Here is a 17,134-nt window from a genome sequence, read left to right as displayed (position 1 = left end):
TCCAGCGATTCCTCCAAGCAACTGGAGGCCGAGTATGCGCGAGAACATCGCGCGCGTCAGCCCTCATGACCCGTTGATGAAGGCTCGCGCGGTCTCGGCGATACCGAAATTTCCGAGATCGTCATGCCCGCCGCCGGCGACGCGGACAAACTGCTTCGGCTCGCGGGCCAGCGCAAAAAGTTTTTCGCCGAATGCGATCGGAATAGTCTGGTCCTGCGCGCCGTGCACAATCAGCAGCGGGACCGCAACGCGCGCGATGCGCTGGTCCGAGTGGAAGGGATCGCGGATCAGGAGGCGGACCGGGACGAACGGAAAATGAGCGGCCGCGACATCGGCGATCGACGTATAGGGCGCCTCGAGGATCAGCTTTCCGACCGGGTGTTCGGACGCGATCGCGACGGCAGCGCCGGTCCCGAGCGAGAAGCCCCAGGCTGCGATGCGCTGTGCGTCGTAGCGCTCCCTCGCAAATGAATAGGCGGCCGCGCCATCGCGCAGCAGCCCGTCCTCGCTCGGCGCACCGCTGGAGCCGGCATAGCCGCGATAGGACAGCGCAACGAGACCGGTACCGTCAGCCGTGATTGACTTGAAGCGCCCGGCAAGTCCGGCGAGGAAGTCGCCGTTGCCGTGGAAGAACAGCACCACCGAGCGGCCAGGCTTCGGCGGCACATGCCAGACGATGACCTTCTCGCCATCGGAGGTGGTGAGGATGTGTTCCTCGGCCTGCGGAAATCCCGCCGCGGCCGGCGACTTGCGCTCGGTCGTCGGAATCGGAAACAGCATGTCCCGCTGCTTCACATAGAGCAGGACGAGACCGGCGAGATATCCGGCGGCAACGACGATGGCGATCCATTTCAGGACTGTCATCGCCTACCGCCGGCTCTCCGATGCTACATCGCCTTGACGATGTTCTCGGTGACCTTCTTGGCGTCGCCGAGCAGCATCATGGTGTTGTCGCGGTAGAACAGCGGATTGTCGATACCGGCATAACCCGACGCCAGCGACCGCTTGATGAACATCACCGTGCCGGCCTTCCAGACCTGGAGCACGGGCATGCCGTAGATCGGCGAAGTCTTGTCCTCTTCGGCCGCCGGGTTGGTGACGTCGTTGGCGCCGATCACGAAGGCGATGTCGGCCTGCGCGAATTCGGAGTTGATGTCCTCGAGCTCGAACACCTCGTCATAGGGCACGTTGGCCTCGGCGAGCAGCACGTTCATGTGGCCGGGCATGCGGCCCGCGACCGGATGAATGGCGTACTTCACCTCGACGCCTTCCTTCTTCAGGATGTCGCCCATTTCACGCAGCGCGTGCTGGGCCTGCGCCACCGCCATGCCGTAGCCGGGCACGATGATGACCTTGGAGGCGTTCTTCATGATGAAGGCCGCATCGTCCGCCGAGCCGAGCTTGGCCGGCTTCTGCTCGCCGCCTGCACCGCCGCCGGCCGCCGCGGTCTCGCCGCCGAAGCCGCCGAGGATGACCGAGATGAAGGACCGGTTCATCGCGTGGCACATGATGTAGGACAGGATCGCGCCGGAGGAGCCGACCAGCGCGCCGGTGATGATCAGCGCGGAGTTGCCCAGCGTGAAGCCGATGCCGGCCGCGGCCCAGCCCGAGTAGGAGTTGAGCATCGAGATCACGACCGGCATGTCGGCGCCGCCGATCGGGATGATCATGAGCACGCCGAGCGCCAGCGCCAGGATGACGATCATCCAGAAATCGAACGCGCTGCCCGACATCACCAGCCCGACGATGAAGACGACGAGCGCGATCGCCAGCGCGATGTTGATGATGTGACGGAACGGCAGGATGATCGGCGCGCCGCTCATGCGCGCCGACAGCTTCAGGAACGCGATCACCGAGCCGGTGAAGGTCAGCGCGCCGATGGCGACGCCGAGCGACATTTCGACCAGGCTCTGCGGATGGATGTTGCCGGGGGTGCCGATGTCGAAGGCCTCGGGCGCGTAGAACGCGCCGGCGGCGACCAGCACTGCGGCCATGCCGACCAGCGAGTGGAAGGCGGCGACCAGTTCCGGCATCGACGTCATCGGCACGCGACGCGCGATCACCGCGCCGATCGCGCCACCGATCGCGATACCGACGATGACGAGCACCCAGGCGAGACCGTCCGCGGGCGGATGGTTGGCCAGCGTGGTGGCGACCGCGATCGCCATGCCGATCATGCCGAACAGATTGCCCTGGCGCGACGACGCCGGGCTCGACAGCCCGCGCAGCGACAGGATGAACAGCACTCCCGCCACGAGATACAAAAATGCAGAGAGGTTGGCGCTCATCTCAGGTCCCCATTGATCCCATCAGCCCGAGGTGGCCGCTTACTTCGACTTCTTCTTGTACATCGCCAGCATGCGCTGGGTGACAAGGAAGCCGCCGAAGATGTTGATGCAGGCAAAGATCAGCGCGACGAAGCCGAAGGCGCGCGCCCAGCCCGAACCGCTCGATACGTTGGCAACGCCGCCGGCCAGCAACGCGCCGACCACGATCACCGAAGAGATCGCGTTGGTCACGCTCATCAGCGGCGTGTGCAGTGCCGGCGTCACCGACCACACCACGAAATAGCCGACGAAGACGGCGAGGACGAAGATCGAAAGCCGGAAGATGAAGGGATCGACGACCTGTGCAGCATGCTCCATGACGGATCTCCTTACGCCTTCGGCTGGAAGTTCGGGTGGATCACGGCGCCGTCCTTGGTCAGCGCGGTGGCCTTGACGAGTTCGTCGTCCCAGTTGACGGCGAGCTTCTTCTCTTTCTTGTCGACCATGGTCTCGATGAAGGAGAACAGATTGCGTGCGTAGAGGCTCGAGGCCGAGGCCGCGACGCGGCCGGCGACATTGGTGTAGCCGACGATCTTGATGCCATCGAGATCGACGACCTCGCCCGGCTTGGCGCCCTCGACATTGCCGCCGCGCTCGACCGCGAGATCGACAAGCACCGAACCCGGCTTCATCGACTTGACCATCTCGCCCGAAACGAGCTTCGGCGCGGGCCGGCCCGGGATCAGCGCGGTGGTGATGACGATGTCCTGCTTCTTGATGTGCTCGGCGGTGAGCGCGGCCTGCTTGGCCTGGTACTCCTTGGACATTTCCTTGGCGTAGCCGCCGGCGGTCTGCGCGTTCTTGAATTCCTCGTCCTCGACGGCGAGGAACTTCGCACCGAGCGATTCGACCTGCTCCTTGGTCGCGGGCCTCACGTCGGTCGCGGTGACGATGGCGCCGAGACGGCGCGCGGTCGCGATCGCCTGCAGGCCGGCGACGCCGACGCCCATCACGAACACCTTGGCGGCAGGCACGGTGCCGGCTGCGGTCATCATCATCGGGAAGGCGCGGCCGAAGGCCTCGGCGCCCTCGATCACGGCGCGGTAGCCGGCGAGGTTTGCCTGCGACGACAGCACGTCCATCACCTGCGCGCGGGTGATGCGCGGCATCAATTCCATCGCGAAGGCGGCGACGCCGGCATCGGCGATCGTCTTCAACGCCGCCTCGTTGCCGTAGGGGTCCATGATGGCGATGACGAGCGCACCGCGCTTGTACTGCGAAAGCTCGGACGCCTCGGGGCGCTTCACCTTGATGATGATGTCGGCGTCCTTCAGCGCATCGGCGCTGACCGTGGCGCCCACGGCGGTGAACTCGGAATCCGGCAGGCCCGATTTGAGGCCGGCGCCCGGCTCGACGGCGATCTCGGCGCCCAGCGCCTTGAACTTCTTCACCGTATCGGGCGAAGCGGCAACACGCGGCTCCGACGGATCGATTTCCTTGGCAACGGCGATCTTCATAGGCCCTCCGGCGACGCGGGAAAAAGCGCGCGCGCAAAAACTTAGCGTTACTCCCGCAACGTTGCTTACCGGCTTTGGAACCGGCTTGTTTGCAAATTTTGTGGGCAGCTGCCGCCAAAGATGGAGGCAGCCGCCAAAGACGAATTAGGTGAGGAAGATCGCCATCAGAATGACGATGAGCGCGACCGAGGCCGTGCCGTACTTCACGAGCTTGATGAAGCCCTCGTAGGTCTGCTCGTGGGCAACGTAGTCGTTGCCGTCGGCGGTGGTGTAGGCCACTTCGCTATGGTCAGCCATGATGATGTCCCCAGTCGAAAGTCGAATTCTTCGGTTGGGATACCTTAAACCTTCGGGCAGGGCAACGGCACCGAAGCGCGGTTTTCCAGCAAATAGGCTCATTTGGAATCCCGATTATCGTGGATCCCGCGCGCGACGCAGCATTCGCTGAACGCCGGTTCAACGAATGCTCTGCAGCCATCCTGCCCGAAATTCGGGCACTTGGCCCTCAGCCCATCGCCTCCAGCTCGTCGATCATCCCGGCGATGACCGAGAGTCCGCCGTCCCAGAACTTCGGGTCCTTGGCGTCGAGCCCGAACGGCCGCAGCAACTCGGAGTAGTGCTTGGTGCCGCCGGCCGCGAGCATGTCGAGATAGCGCTCGGCAAAGCCCTCGGCCGCGTTCTCGTAGACGGCATAGAGCGAATTCACGAGGCAATCGCCGAAGGCATAGGCGTAGACATAGAACGGCGAGTGGATGAAGTGCGGGATATACATCCAGTAGTTCTCATAGCCCGCCTTGATCTCGATCGCCGGTCCAAGGCTCTCGCCCTGCACCGACAGCCAGAGCTCGCCGAGCCGCGTCGCGGTGAGCTCGCCATTCTTGCGCTCGGTGTGAACCGCACGCTCGAACGAGTAGAACGCGATTTGCCGCACCACGGTATTGATCATGTCCTCGACCTTGCCGGCGAGCAGCGCCTGGCGCTGCTTGGGACTCTTGGTCTGCGCCAATAGCCGCCGGAAGGTCAGCATCTCACCGAACACGCTGGCGGTTTCGGCGAGCGTCAACGGCGTCGGCGCCATCAGCGCGCCGTTCTTCGCAGCGAGCACCTGGTGCACGCCATGGCCGAGCTCGTGTGCGAGCGTCATCACGTCGCGGGGCTTGCCCTGGTAATTCATCAGCACATACGGATGCGCCGACGGGGTGGTCGGATGCGAGAAGGCGCCCGGCGCCTTGCCCGGACGCACCGGCGCATCGATCCAGCGGTCGGTGAAGAAGCGCTCGGCGATATCGGCCATTTTGGGCGAGAACCCGCGATAGGCCGTCAGCACCATGTTGCGCGCGTCGCCCCAGCCGATGACATCGGTCGCGGCGAACGGCAGCGGCGCGTTGCGATCCCAATAAGCCAGCCGCTTCTTGCCGAACCATTTTGCCTTCAGCGCGTAGTATCGATGCGACAGCTTTGGATAGGCGGCGCGCACGGAGGCGACCAGCGCATCCACCACCTCGCGCTCGACGCGATTGTTCAAATGGCGGGAGTCCGCGACATCCTTGAAGCCGCGCCAGCGGTCCGAGATATCCTTGTCCTTGGCGAGCGTGTTGGTGATCAGCGCGAAGGTGCGCTCATTGGCCTTGAAGGTTTTTGCCAGCGCTTCCGCCGCGGCCTTGCGCTTGGCGCCGTCGCGATCCTGCAGGAAATTCAGCGTCGGCTCGATCGCAAGCTCTTTGGCGCCGACCTTGAAGCGGAGGCCCGAGATGGTCTGGTCGAACAATCGATTGAACGCGGAATAGCCGGTTTGCGCCTTCTCCAGGAACAGCTGCTCGAGCTTGTCGTCGAGCTGATACGGCTTCTCCTTGCGCAGATCCTCGATCCACGGACGATAATGCGCGAGCTCGGCGGTTTGCATCGCGCGGTTCAAAATATCGTCATCGACGCGGTTGAGCTCGAGCGCGAAGAACAGAAGATGCGTCGACGCCGCCGTCAGCCGCTCGGAGACGTCGCCGTAAAACTTTGAAATCGCAGGGTCCACGCTGTCGCCGGCGTGGACGAGGCCGGCATATGAGCCGAGACGGCCGGCGAGATCGTCGATCGCCTCATAGCGCCGCACGGCTTCCGCGAGCCATTTTCCGCCATCTTCGTTTGCTGTGCCTGTTGCGAGCTTGCCCTTGTAGTCCGTCTCGAACGCGACGCAATCGGCATCCATCGTTTCGAGATCGCGCGCGACTTCCGGCGCATCGATCCCGGAATAGAGATCGGCGAGGTTCCACTCCGGAAGCTTGCCAGTCTTGCTCACGGGCTTGGAGGGCTTTGCCTTGACGGCAGATTTCTTGACGGCGGATTGCTTGGCAGCTGGCTTGCGGAGAGCAGGCTTTTTGAGGGCAGTCTTTTTGAGAGCAGTCTTTTTGAGGGCAGTCTTTCTGAGAGCAGTCTTGGAGCGCGAAGTCATTGTGTGGGAAACCTGTGTTCAACAAACGCTGCGGCGGGCGGGGGCATCAAGGTTTAAGAGTGCGTTAATCGGCTTCGGCCAGAGTGACCCGATTCGAGACAGATAGTAGTAGCGTGCGGGGAGCACCATGGCTGCCAGTATTTTGATCGCCGACGACGACGCCGTAGCCCGCCGTCTGGTCGAGAACATGGTGCAGAAATGCGGCTATGAGACGATCGTCGTGGAGTCCGGCGACGCCGCAATCGCCACCCTCACCGCTCCCGATGCGCCGGCGATCGACGCCGTGATCCTCGACCTCGTCATGCCCGGCCTCGACGGCATGGGCGTGCTGGCGAAAATCCGCGAAGCGGGCCTCAGCGTCCCCGTCATCGTGCAGACTGCGCATGGCGGCATCGACAACGTGATCTCGGCGATGCGCGCAGGCGCTGCCGATTTCGTGGTCAAGCCGGTGGGCCTCGAGCGGCTCCAGGTCTCGTTGCGCAACGCGCTCAACGCCTCCGCACTCAAGGGCGAATTGCAGCGCATCCGTCACAGCCGCGAGGGCCGTCTGACCTTCTCCGACATCATCACGCGCGCCGAAGCGATGACGGGCGTGATGCGCGCGGCGCAGAAGGCGGCGAACTCCTCGATCCCGGTGCTGATCGAAGGCGAGTCCGGCGTCGGCAAGGAGATGTTCGCACGCGCCATCCACGGCAGCGGCGAGCGCAAGGCAAAGCCCTTCGTCGCCGTCAATTGCGGCGCGATCCCCGACAACCTCGTCGAGTCCATCCTGTTCGGCCACGAGAAGGGTGCCTTCACCGGCGCGACCGAGCGACATACCGGCAAGTTCATCGAGGCCCATGGCGGCACGTTGTTTCTGGACGAGGTCAGCGAGCTGCCGCTGACCGCGCAGGTCAAATTGCTCCGCGCACTGCAGGAAGGCGCCGTCGAGGCCGTCGGTGGCCGCAAGCCCGTCAAGGTCGACGTCCGGATCATCTCCGCGACCAATCGCAAGCTTCTGGAGCGGGTCAAGCAGGGACACTTCCGGGAAGATCTGTTCTATCGCCTGCACGTGCTGCCGCTGACGATCCCGTCGCTCAGGGCCCGGCGCGAAGACATTCCGCATCTCCTGCGACATTTCCTGGCGCGCTTTGCCGCCGAGGAGAACCGCCCCATCTCCGGCGTCAGCGGCGAGGCCGTCGCGCATCTCGCCCAGCTCGACTGGCCCGGTAACATCCGCCAGCTCGAAAACGCGGTCTACCGCGCGGTGGTGATGAGCGAGGGCGATCAGCTCGGTCTCGACGATTTCCCGCTGCTTGCGTCGCTTCCGCAGTCGGCGACGGAGATTCCGACCGCGCCGCTGATGATCGAGCCGATCGCAGCGCCCTCGGTCGTGTCGGGTAGTGAAATACCGATCGCGCCGCTGCCGCTGGCAGGGTCTCTCTCGATGTTGACACCCAACGGCGATGTCCGTCCTCTGGAAGACATGGAGAACGAGATCATCCGCTTCGCGATCTCGCACTACCGCGGACAGATGTCCGAGGTGGCACGTCGCCTCAAAATCGGCAGGTCCACACTCTACCGCAAACTCGACGAAGCCGGGGTTCCCGGACATGGCGGGAAAAGCGGCGAGGAGACGCACTGAACCTGATGCGAACGGAGGTTCGCGCGGCTCGGCCTTGCGCCCGCAACCCGTTGAATTACGGCAAAATTCGGCGGCGAGCCAAACCGTGACTTGGAAGTGACAGACACCGGGAAAAGCGCGCGATGAAAGCGCACAATCCGTTGCAAAACAGCCTGTCTTGAAGTCAGTTTGTCGTGAGTTGTCCCGGGTAGCGCTGGCCGCCAAAACGGGGCCTGTATATCGTCTGCGTATGAATCGTTGCGTGCAGGCGTGCAACTTTCGAGAGGCCGGCGCGGTTTAGCCGAAACTCAATTAGGCGATAACGAAAGCTGTTCCACGGGGGACAGTTCACCCAAGGGGTGCGACACAATGCGTGACTGTTTGAACCACCGTGCAGGCTTTGACCGCGTTTTGGCGACGGTCGCGGCGACCTTCCTCACGGTATCGGCCGGCTCGGCGCTGGCGCAGGATCAGGCGCGCAGCAGCGCCGCCGAGCTAGCGATCGAAGCCGCGATCCCGCGCCCCGAGCCCGCAAACGTCCCGCCCCCGACCGCATCCGACATCAAGCTCGACACCACCGCCACCGTCCAGGATGCGCCGAAGGAAACTGCCAAGGAAACTGCAAAGGACCCCGTGAAGGCCGAAGCCGCTCCGGCTCCGGACAAGGTCGAGACCAAGCCATCCGACGTCGCCACCACGCCGGCAGCCGACGCGCCGAAGAGCGAGACGGCCAAGACCGAGACGACCAAGACCGAGCCCGCCACCACCGAACCCGCCAAATCCGAACCCGCCAAGGCCGATACCGCGGCAGCACCGGCGGCCACCCCCGCTGCACCCGCGGCGGCGGCAGCGCCCCCGGCCGCCGAGCCCGTGAAGGCCGCGAGCAACGTCCCCGCCGCCGACCAGCCGGTCGCCGACAAGATCAAGGATATCATCGGCGCCAAGACCTCGCGCCATTTCGACCGCAAGAACGAGCGCGCTGCCGTCGAGAAATTCTACGGCGCCCGTGACTTCGCGCCGGTCTGGACGCAGGCCGGCAGCCTGACGGCCGCGGCCAAGGGCGTGATCGCACGGCTGAAGGATGCGGCCTCCGACGGTCTCAATGCCGCCGACTATCCGGTGCCGGATTTCGCCGCCGCCACGACGCCCGACGCGCTCGCCGACGCCGAGCTGAAGCTCACCGCCAGCATGTTCGACTATGCGCGCCAGGCGCAGAGCGGCCGCATGCACTGGTCGCAGGTCAGCGCCGACATCCTCTATCCCGAGCATCCGACCGATCCGAACGACGTGCTGACCAAGGTCACGACGGCAGCCGACGCCTCCGTCGCCCTCGACAGCTACAACCCGCCGCAGAAGCTCTACAAGGAGCTGAAGGCGAAGCTGGCGCAGCTGCGTGGCCAGGGCGACGGCTCGGTGATCGAGATCACCGACGGCCCGACGCTGAAGTACACGCCCGCCAAGGGCAAGAAGCAGGCGGAAGTCGTGGTGCAGGATTCGCGCGTGCCCCAGCTCCGCACCAAGCTCGGCATCACCGAAAACGCCAGCGACGATCACTATGACGCCACGGTTGCCGACGCCGTGCGCAAATTCCAGGACGGCGCCGAGATCAAGGCGACCGGCGTGCTCGACGCAGCGACCGTGAAAGCGCTGAACAGCCCGAAGCGCGACAAACAGATCGACACCGTGCTGGTGAACATGGAGCGCTGGCGCTGGCTGCCGCGCGACCTCGGCGTGCCCTCGCTCGGCGACGCCTATGTCATCCTCAACATTCCCGACTACACGCTCAAGGTGATGCAGCGCGGCCAGCAGGTCTGGACCACCCGCGTCGTCACCGGCAAGCCGGGCCAGCACGCCACGCCGCTGCTGACCGAGACGATGAAGTACATCACGGTCAACCCGACCTGGAACGTGCCGCCGTCGATCGTCTATGGCGAATATCTGCCGGCGCTGCAGCAGGACCCGACCGTGCTTCAGCGCATGGGCCTGAAGCTCGAGCAGAACCGCGACGGCTCGGTGCACATCTCGCAGCCGCCCGGCGAAGCCAACGCGCTCGGCCGCATCCGCTTCAACTTCCCGAACAAGTTCCTGGTCTATCAGCACGATACGCCCGACAAGAACCTGTTCGCCAGGGAAGATCGCGCCTTCAGCCATGGCTGCATGCGCGTGCAGTATCCGGATCAGTATGCGTCCGTGCTGCTCAACATCGCCATGCCGGGCGAGAAGTACACCCCGGAGCGCGTGCGCAGCATGTACGGCTCGGGTGAGATCGACCTGAAATTCCCGACGCCGATCCCGGTCAACATCACCTACCAGACCGCGTTCGTGGATGACGGCGGCAAGCTGCAATTCCGCAAGGACGTCTATGGCCGCGACGCGACCATGATCAACATCCTGAAGAACAGCCGCGGCAAGGATCTCGAGAACGTCGTGGCCCACTCGCAGCCGAGCTATTCGCGCCCGGCGACGACGTTGCCGTCCGGCGTGGCGATCGCCAACAATGGCGGCGGCTTCGGCTCGTCCGGCCCGAACTTCTTCGAGCGGCTGTTCGGCGGTGGTGCCCCTGCCCAGCCGCCGGCCCCGGTCGGCCGCAAGCCCCAGCGGGTGTTCACCCGCTGAGCTCCAGTCCGACGCCCCAGCACATAAAATTCTTCAATAAAATCATCGACCCCGCCCTCTGGACGGGGTCGTTTGACGTTAACCATTCGCCACCCGGGTTCCGGCAGCGGGCGTTTTTTTGCCACAGTCAACCGTTTAGGATTGTAGTCTGACTTGGTTTGGGGGCGGGAAGGTCAACCTCGAATTAACCTTCTCGTTTTAACAAAGCGTTCATCCTCTTTCGCGCGCTAACGGGGTTAGCGGGAGAGTCCATTTTGAACGCTCGTCGACTGGGTGGGCTCATACGTGCTGGCTGGTTTCGCACGCCAATTTGCTGCGGTGTCGTTGTCCCATGCGGGAGTGAAGGTCGGATCTCGGATCGGCCTCGCCTCGCTGGTGCTGCTTGCGGCTGCCGGTTCGGTTCATAACGCTGCCGCGCTGAACGAAACCAAGACCCTCTCCTTCCACCACACCCACTCCGGCGAAGATCTCACCGTCACCTTCAAGCGCGATGGCCGCTACGACGAAGCCGCGCTGAAGACGCTGAATCACTTCCTGCGCGACTGGCGCACCCAGGACGAGACGGTCATGGACCGTCACCTCTTCGATATCCTCTGGGAAGTCTATCGCGACGTCGACGGCAAGCAGCCGATCCAGATCATCTCGTCCTATCGCTCCCCCGCCACCAACGCCATGCTCCGCCGTCGCTCCTCGGGCGTGGCGCGCTTCAGCCAGCACATGCTGGGCCATGCGATGGACTTCTACATTCCGAACGTTCCGCTGGAGCAGATCCGCTTCGCCGGCCTGCGCCTGCAGCGCGGCGGCGTCGGCTTCTACCCGACCTCCGGCTCGCCCTTCGTGCATCTCGACACCGGCAGCATCCGGCACTGGCCGCGCATGACGCATGACCAGCTCGTCCGCGTCTTCCCGGATGGCCGCACGGTCCACGTCCCGACCGACGGCACACCGCTGAAGGGTTACGAGCTCGCCAAGGCCGACATCGAGCGGCGCGGCAGCGGCGACGACGGCGCCAGCAAGCCGGGCTTCTTCGCTGCCCTGTTCAAGAGCAAGTCGGCGCCGGCCGCCGGCAGCGACGAGGACGACGAGGGCGCAGCCGAGAAGCCGGCGACACCGACCGTGGTCGCGGCCGCCGCCAAGCCGGCCGACCCGGTCCCGACGCCCCGCGCCAAGCCGTCGGTCGCCGCCGCGATCCAGCTTGCTTCGGCTGACGCGCAGCTCGTTGCGCCGCCCAAGCCGAAGCCCGCGCCCGTGGCTGACAAGCCGGCTGCCGTCAAATCCGCCGACGGAAAGCCCGAGACACCGGCCGACATCATCAATGCCCGCGGCTTCTGGGATGCTCCCGCCACGCCGCAGCAGGCGACGCCCGCCCAGGTCGCAGCCCTGAAGGCGCGCCAGGCACTCGCCGCCGCGACCGACCCGCAGCCGACCGCAAGCGTCTCCAACGCGACCCTTCAGGCGCTGGCTTACGCGCCGGCCGCCTCGCCGGTCGATCGCGCAAACGTCGTCGCCGCCTCTGCGCCGATCCCGCGCGGCGTGCGCCCGGTGTCCGCGGCCCGCAACGCCGCGCCGGCCACCGAGATCAACACGGTCGTTGGCAAGAGCACCGACGGCATGATCGCCACCGCAACCCGTCTCTCCGCCGCCAAGGGTGAGAGCATCTGGCTCAAGATCGTGATGCTGTCGCCGAGCGCCAGCCGCGCGATGTCGGTCACGCTGATGGGCGAGCTCGATATGGCGGCGATGCGCGGCTATTTCGTCAAGCCGCAGGCTGTGATCGCGATGGGCTTCACCGATGACCCGATGCAGGGCCTGTCCTGCGACAGTTTCTCGGGCAGCGCCACCGCCAAGCTCGAGACGACGTCGTTCGTCGTGCGCACCGCCGCGCTGCGCTGACGTCAAGCGCGGTCAGCGCTTCTTCCGCCGATCCAGATGATATGTCAGCGCCAGCGACAGGCAGATCGTGAGCTCCTGCTTTGGCAGCTTGCCCGTCACCGGCAGCAACAATGCTCTCGTTTGCCGATACTCGAACTGATCGGGAAAACGCTCGCGAAACGTATCGACCAGCGTCGTCTTGCAGTTGAAGAGAATGGCGGCGTGGTCGGAATCCTTGAGGCGGCCGAGCCGGATGGTCGAGCCGCTGCCGGTCTCATCGGTCAGGTAAGCGGGCTCGCCCCATTTCAGCGTTTCGGTGAGCCGGCCGACATTGTCATGCGCGGCAGCCGTCGCGAAGATCAGGTCGCGCACCTGGAGCAGCCGCTCGCCGATCGGCGCCGGAAGAGCGCCGAAGGCACGGTTCACGTCACGCGGTAGCGGCGGTGCAGTCACTGACATCTCCCTCGATGCTTCTACGCCACCGGTGTCGTCCTGGCGAAAGCCAGGACCCATACCGCGGAATCCATCGATGAAAGCGCGGTGCCAGTCCCGCACGAGGGTAACGCAACGACTAGCCTTCGCAAATAACCACGGCCTGTGGTTATGGGTCCTGGCTTTCGCCAGGACGACAGCGAGGCCTCAGATCATCCCCAGCGCCTGCATGTAGGTCTCGAGAATCGTCTCGGCCTCGGCGCGCTCGTTCGGGTCCTGCTTGCGCAGGCGCACGATGGTGCGCAGCGCCTTGACGTCGTAGCCGTTGCCCTTGCTCTCGGCATAGACATCGCGGATGTCGTCGGAGATGGCCTTCTTCTCTTCCTCCAGCCGCTCGATGCGCTCGATGATGGATTTGAGCTGGTCCTTGGCAAATTTCGTCGCGGGCTCGTCGTCGCGGACGGCGGCGGAGGTGGCCATCTTGGTACTCCCAATGGAACTGGCAAAACGAGGTGACGCCGGCAACCTCACCGCGCGTGCTGGCTAGACCCTTAGGGTTCGCGCCGACCGCGTTCAAGCAAGCATCGCGCTCGTCCACAGCGCGCCCACACCTTCCTGCAGGCGACCGAAGAAAGCTGTTGTGTGGCGCGACTCAGAGCGGCGTGCCGGACAGTCGCCTCAGTGATTGTGGGGATGGACCTTCTTCATCGCCTCGAGCTGCTCGGGGCTGGCCGTGCCCTGGTACTTCGCCTTCCAGGTCTCGTAGGGCATGCCGTAGACGGCCTCCCGGCTCTCGTCCTTGCTCAAGCTCACGCCTTGCGCGTCGGCGGCGTCCTTGAGCCAGTTGGACAGGCAGTTGCGGCAAAAACCGGCCAGATTCATCAGGTCGATGTTCTGGACGTCGGTCCGCGTCTTCAGATGATCGACCAGGCGCCGGAAAGCGGCCGCCTCGAGCTCCGTTCTGGTTTTGTCGTCGATTGCCATAGCTGGATCCCTTGGCTGGCCCTGATGTCGTCACCCTTACGGGATCAGGTAGGGTCCTGTCACAGATTTTGCCATATCGCGGCGCAAACGGCCCCCGAGGCTGGTTCCGCCCGCCCCTACGCCAAATCGTCAATGATCTGATATAGCTTCCGCGACAATGATCGCCGAATCTCTCCCCGCCCCCCTTCGCCTGCTCGCCCGGTTGGTCCCGGTGCTGGTGGTTGGCCTGTTGTGCATCTGGGCCAGCCCGGCCGCGGCCGATTTCCGGCTTTGCAACAACACATCGAGCCGGGTCGGCATCGCGCTTGGCTACAAGGATGCCGACGGCTGGACCACCGAGGGCTGGTGGAACATCTCGTCCCGCTCCTGCGAGACGCTGCTGCGGGGAACGCTGGTCGCCCGTTACTATTACATTTACGCGATCGACTATGACCGCGGCGGTGAGTGGTCGGGGCAGGCCTTCATGTGCTCGCGCGACAAGGAATTCACCATCCGCGGCACCGAGGACTGCCTGGCGCGCGGCTATGACCGGACCGGCTATTTCGAGGTCGATACCGGCGAGCAGCGGGCCTGGACGGTCCAGCTCACCGACGCCAACGAGCAGCCTTCCCAGCAACGCGTCCCCGGGATGCCCGGCCCTGTTGGCCCCGGTGGCGGCGTTCCGGGTTTGCCCAATAGCCCGCCCGGTGGTACGCCCCCCGCCGCGCCTGGCCTTCCGCCAGCCCCCTCGCCACCGTCTGGAAATAAGCCATGAGGCGTCTTCGCCGTATCAAGATTCTCGCGACCCTCGGACCTGCCTCTTCGGATCTCGCGATGATCCGCCGCCTGTTCGAGGCCGGCGCCGACGTGTTCCGCATCAACATGAGCCACACCCCGCATGACAAGATGCGGGAGCTGGTGGCGACGATCCGCAATGTCGAGTCGAGCTACGGCCGCCCGATCGGCATCCTGGTCGACCTGCAAGGCCCGAAGCTCCGGCTTGGCGCCTTCGCCGAAGGCTCGGTCCAGCTCCAGAACGGCCAGACCTTCACGCTCGATTCCGACAAGACCCCGGGCGATGCCACGCGCGTCAATCTTCCGCATCCCGAGATCCTCGCTGCGCTGCGGCCCGGCCATGCCCTGCTGCTCGATGACGGCAAGGTGCGGCTGATCGCGGAGGAAACCTCGAAGGAACACGCGGTGACGCGCGTCGTGGTCGGCGGCAAGATGTCCGACCGCAAGGGCGTCAGCCTGCCGGATACGGACCTACCGGTCTCGGCGATGACGCCGAAGGACCGCGCCGACCTCGAGGCCGCGCTGGTCACCGGCGTCGACTGGATTGCGCTCTCCTTCGTACAGCGTGCCGACGACGTGATCGAGGCCAAGAAGATGATCCGCGGCCGCGCCGCGGTGATGGCCAAGATCGAGAAGCCGCAGGCGATCGATCGCCTCGCCGACATCATCGAGGCCTCCGACGCGCTGATGGTGGCGCGCGGCGATCTCGGCGTCGAGCTGCCGCTGGAGCGCGTGCCGAGCCTGCAGAAGCAGATGACGCGCATGGCGCGCCGCGCCGGCAAGCCGGTGGTGATCGCGACCCAGATGCTGGAATCGATGATCCAGTCACCGGTGCCGACCCGCGCCGAAGTCTCCGACGTCGCCACCGCCGTCTACGAGGGCGCCGACGCCATCATGCTGTCGGCGGAATCGGCGGCCGGCAAATTCCCGGTCGAAGCAGTCTCGACCATGAACCGCATCGGCGAGGAGGTCGAGCGCGACCCGACTTACCGGTCCGTGATCACGGCCCAGCGCCCCGCGCCGGAATCCACCGCCGGCGACGCCATCGCCGACGCCGCGCGGCAGATCGCCGAGACGCTCGACCTGCCCGCGTTGATCTGCTGGACCAGCTCGGGCTCGACCGCCGTGCGCGTGGCGCGCGAGCGGCCGAAGCCGCCGGTCGTGGCGATCACGCCGAACATCCAGGCCGGACGCCGGCTCGCCGTCGTCTGGGGCGTGCATTGCGTGGTGGCGGAAGATGCGCGCGACCAGGACGACATGGTGAGCCGCGCCGGCCAGATCGCCTTCCGCGACGGTTTCGTCCGCGCCGGCCAGCGCGTGATCATCGTCGCCGGCGTGCCGCTCGGCATTCCCGGCACCACCAACATGGTGCGCATCGCCTCGGTCGGTCCCGAGGGCGAGGCGCAGATGTGAGGCGGCAGGCAGGCCGCCAACGAAAAACGCGAAAACAACCCCATGCACAGTAGCCGGCCGGTCAGGCCGCCTTGCGCGGGTTTTGCGAAAAGACGGGCTCAGGCAACGGCCTGAGCGCGATCAGCTCGAGGCCGCCATCGGATCAGGCCCCGACCAGCGCCTTGGTCGTCGGCAGCAGCGTCTGCTGCACCACGAGACCTCGGGCGCGGGCGTCCATGACGCCGACGGCGCGCAGCGCAAGCAGCGTCACGGTCTGAACTGCGTCGCGCATCTTCACGGGATCTTCGAGATTGTCGGGCGCGAGCGGACCGACCAGCGCTTCGTGCAGCGCACCCAGCAGCGCGGTCGCGGCCAACGCGGTGTCCTGCGCCGGCAGATGGCCGGCGCGTACGGCGGCGTCGATCCGGGCGGCGATCTCGCCGGCAATCTCGCGACGGCTGGCAAGGCGTGAGGCACTGACATCGACATCGACAGGCTCGGCCAGGATGCCCCAGGCCAGCCGGCGCTGCGACAGCGTATGGACGGCCACCGTGGTCACGGCCGCCGCCAGCGCGGACGACGGGCCGGGCGCGGCATCGGCCGCGCGCCGGATCGCCGCGAGCTCGTCGCGGGAGACCTCGGAGATCAATTCGGAGATCAGCTCGGCCTTGGAGGGGAAGTAGCGGTAGACGGTGCCGGCCGCCACGTTGGCCCGGACCGCGACCGGTGCGATCTGCACCGCCGCCATGCCGCCTTCGGCTGCGGCTTCCCTTGCCGCCGCCAGGATGGCGCTGCGCCGTGCCGCAAGGCGCTTAACCACTTGATGCGTTCGCCGATAAACCATGGCGCGCTTCCTGTCCCACACGCCTGCCGCACGCCCGCGGCCGAACGCTTCGTCACTGCACTAGATGCAAATCGCCCCGCAAGGACTGAACAACTATTCAGGGGGGATGACAAGAAGCAAATGCGTGATGCCAGTTTTCGCCGCTTCACCCGCTTAGGCTGCGATTCGGTATAATCGAATTCCGAGAATTTCGAGCGACGGCGGCGGCATTCTGCTGCGTCTGCCGGATGGCAGCACCATTGCTCGACCGTGCGCGACCTTTGCGCGCAAGGCAGCAGAATTCGCGCACAGATTCATGCAACCTTAACTGGCCGGCCATAGTCCTACGCGTATCAATCGGAATTCGGCAATGCGTTCCACCAGCGTATCTTCTGCGTCGCGCCCCGTTTT

15 protein-coding genes are annotated in these 17,134 nt (G+C 65.3%); 5 read left to right on the top strand and 10 right to left on the bottom strand.

Features of this window, described 5'->3' with window-relative positions:
• Positions 1-63: 63 nt before the first annotated feature.
• The 6 genes from QA645_RS09075 to QA645_RS09050 form a co-directional block, all read right to left on the bottom strand.
• Positions 64-864 (bottom strand): alpha/beta hydrolase, encoded by an 801-nt coding sequence (locus QA645_RS09075; protein WP_283049701.1) that lies wholly within the window; start codon positions 862-864, stop codon positions 64-66.
• A 23-nt stretch (positions 865-887) separates the two neighbouring features.
• Positions 888-2,288, bottom strand: a complete 1,401-nt coding sequence (locus QA645_RS09070; protein WP_254133863.1) for an NAD(P)(+) transhydrogenase (Re/Si-specific) subunit beta — start codon at positions 2,286-2,288, stop codon at positions 888-890.
• A 39-nt stretch (positions 2,289-2,327) separates the two neighbouring features.
• A complete protein-coding gene (locus QA645_RS09065) occupies positions 2,328-2,645 on the bottom strand; it encodes a proton-translocating transhydrogenase family protein (RefSeq protein ID WP_014492434.1) in 318 nt (105 codons plus the stop codon).
• An 11-nt stretch (positions 2,646-2,656) separates the two neighbouring features.
• Positions 2,657-3,784 (bottom strand): Re/Si-specific NAD(P)(+) transhydrogenase subunit alpha, encoded by a 1,128-nt coding sequence (locus tag QA645_RS09060; protein WP_254133864.1) that lies wholly within the window; start codon positions 3,782-3,784, stop codon positions 2,657-2,659.
• A gap of 144 nt (positions 3,785-3,928) precedes the next feature.
• Positions 3,929-4,081 carry an aa3-type cytochrome c oxidase subunit IV gene (locus QA645_RS09055; RefSeq protein ID WP_008136857.1) on the bottom strand — a complete coding sequence of 51 codons (153 nt, stop codon included), beginning with the start codon at positions 4,079-4,081 and terminating at the stop codon, positions 3,929-3,931.
• A gap of 208 nt (positions 4,082-4,289) precedes the next feature.
• Positions 4,290-6,227, bottom strand: coding sequence for a M3 family oligoendopeptidase (locus QA645_RS09050; protein ID WP_254133865.1), 1,938 nt, complete (start codon positions 6,225-6,227; stop codon positions 4,290-4,292).
• A gap of 127 nt (positions 6,228-6,354) precedes the next feature.
• On the opposite strand from QA645_RS09050, the gene QA645_RS09045 reads away from it, so the two are divergent.
• The 3 genes from QA645_RS09045 to QA645_RS09035 all read left to right on the top strand — a co-directional run bounded on the left by QA645_RS09045 (position 6,355) and on the right by QA645_RS09035 (position 12,339).
• Positions 6,355-7,851: a sigma-54 dependent transcriptional regulator gene (locus QA645_RS09045; RefSeq protein ID WP_254195232.1), complete on the top strand. Its 1,497-nt coding sequence runs from the start codon at positions 6,355-6,357 to the stop codon at positions 7,849-7,851.
• Positions 7,852-8,199: 348 nt separating this feature from the next.
• Positions 8,200-10,446 (top strand): L,D-transpeptidase family protein, encoded by a 2,247-nt coding sequence (locus tag QA645_RS09040; RefSeq protein WP_283049699.1) that lies wholly within the window; start codon positions 8,200-8,202, stop codon positions 10,444-10,446.
• Between the two features lie 273 nt (positions 10,447-10,719).
• A complete protein-coding gene (locus QA645_RS09035) occupies positions 10,720-12,339 on the top strand; it encodes a DUF882 domain-containing protein (protein WP_254133868.1) in 1,620 nt (539 codons plus the stop codon).
• Positions 12,340-12,351: 12 nt separating this feature from the next.
• On the opposite strand, the gene QA645_RS09030 is transcribed toward QA645_RS09035, so the two are convergent.
• The 3 genes from QA645_RS09030 to QA645_RS09020 form a co-directional block, all read right to left on the bottom strand.
• Positions 12,352-12,771, bottom strand: coding sequence for a DUF1801 domain-containing protein (locus QA645_RS09030; RefSeq protein WP_283049696.1), 420 nt, complete (start codon positions 12,769-12,771; stop codon positions 12,352-12,354).
• 186 nt (positions 12,772-12,957) lie between these two features.
• On the bottom strand, positions 12,958-13,230 hold the full coding sequence (locus tag QA645_RS09025; protein ID WP_008546273.1) for a DUF2312 domain-containing protein: 273 nt from the start codon (positions 13,228-13,230) through the stop codon (positions 12,958-12,960).
• Positions 13,231-13,428: 198 nt separating this feature from the next.
• Positions 13,429-13,734, bottom strand: a complete 306-nt coding sequence (locus QA645_RS09020; protein WP_254133870.1) for a DUF1244 domain-containing protein — start codon at positions 13,732-13,734, stop codon at positions 13,429-13,431.
• A 157-nt stretch (positions 13,735-13,891) separates the two neighbouring features.
• Here QA645_RS09020 and QA645_RS09015 point away from each other — a divergent pair, with 157 nt between their 5' ends.
• Both QA645_RS09015 and pyk read left to right on the top strand, forming a co-directional pair.
• Entirely contained in the window at positions 13,892-14,488 is a 597-nt protein-coding gene (locus QA645_RS09015) for a DUF1036 domain-containing protein (protein WP_254133871.1), read from the top strand.
• On the top strand, positions 14,485-15,921 hold the full coding sequence (pyk, locus tag QA645_RS09010) for a pyruvate kinase (protein WP_254133872.1): 1,437 nt from the start codon (positions 14,485-14,487) through the stop codon (positions 15,919-15,921). Before QA645_RS09015 ends, pyk begins: the two co-directional genes overlap by 4 nt.
• Positions 15,922-16,063: 142 nt before the next feature.
• Here pyk and QA645_RS09005 read toward each other — a convergent pair whose 3' ends face one another.
• Positions 16,064-16,744 (bottom strand): TetR/AcrR family transcriptional regulator, encoded by a 681-nt coding sequence (locus QA645_RS09005; protein ID WP_200469738.1) that lies wholly within the window; start codon positions 16,742-16,744, stop codon positions 16,064-16,066.
• Positions 16,745-17,134 lie beyond the last annotated feature (390 nt).

This window comes from Bradyrhizobium sp. CIAT3101, assembly GCF_029714945.1.
In the GTDB taxonomy this organism is placed as follows: Bacteria; Pseudomonadota; Alphaproteobacteria; order Rhizobiales; family Xanthobacteraceae; genus Bradyrhizobium.
This window is presented reverse-complemented; position numbering and strand designations above follow the sequence as displayed.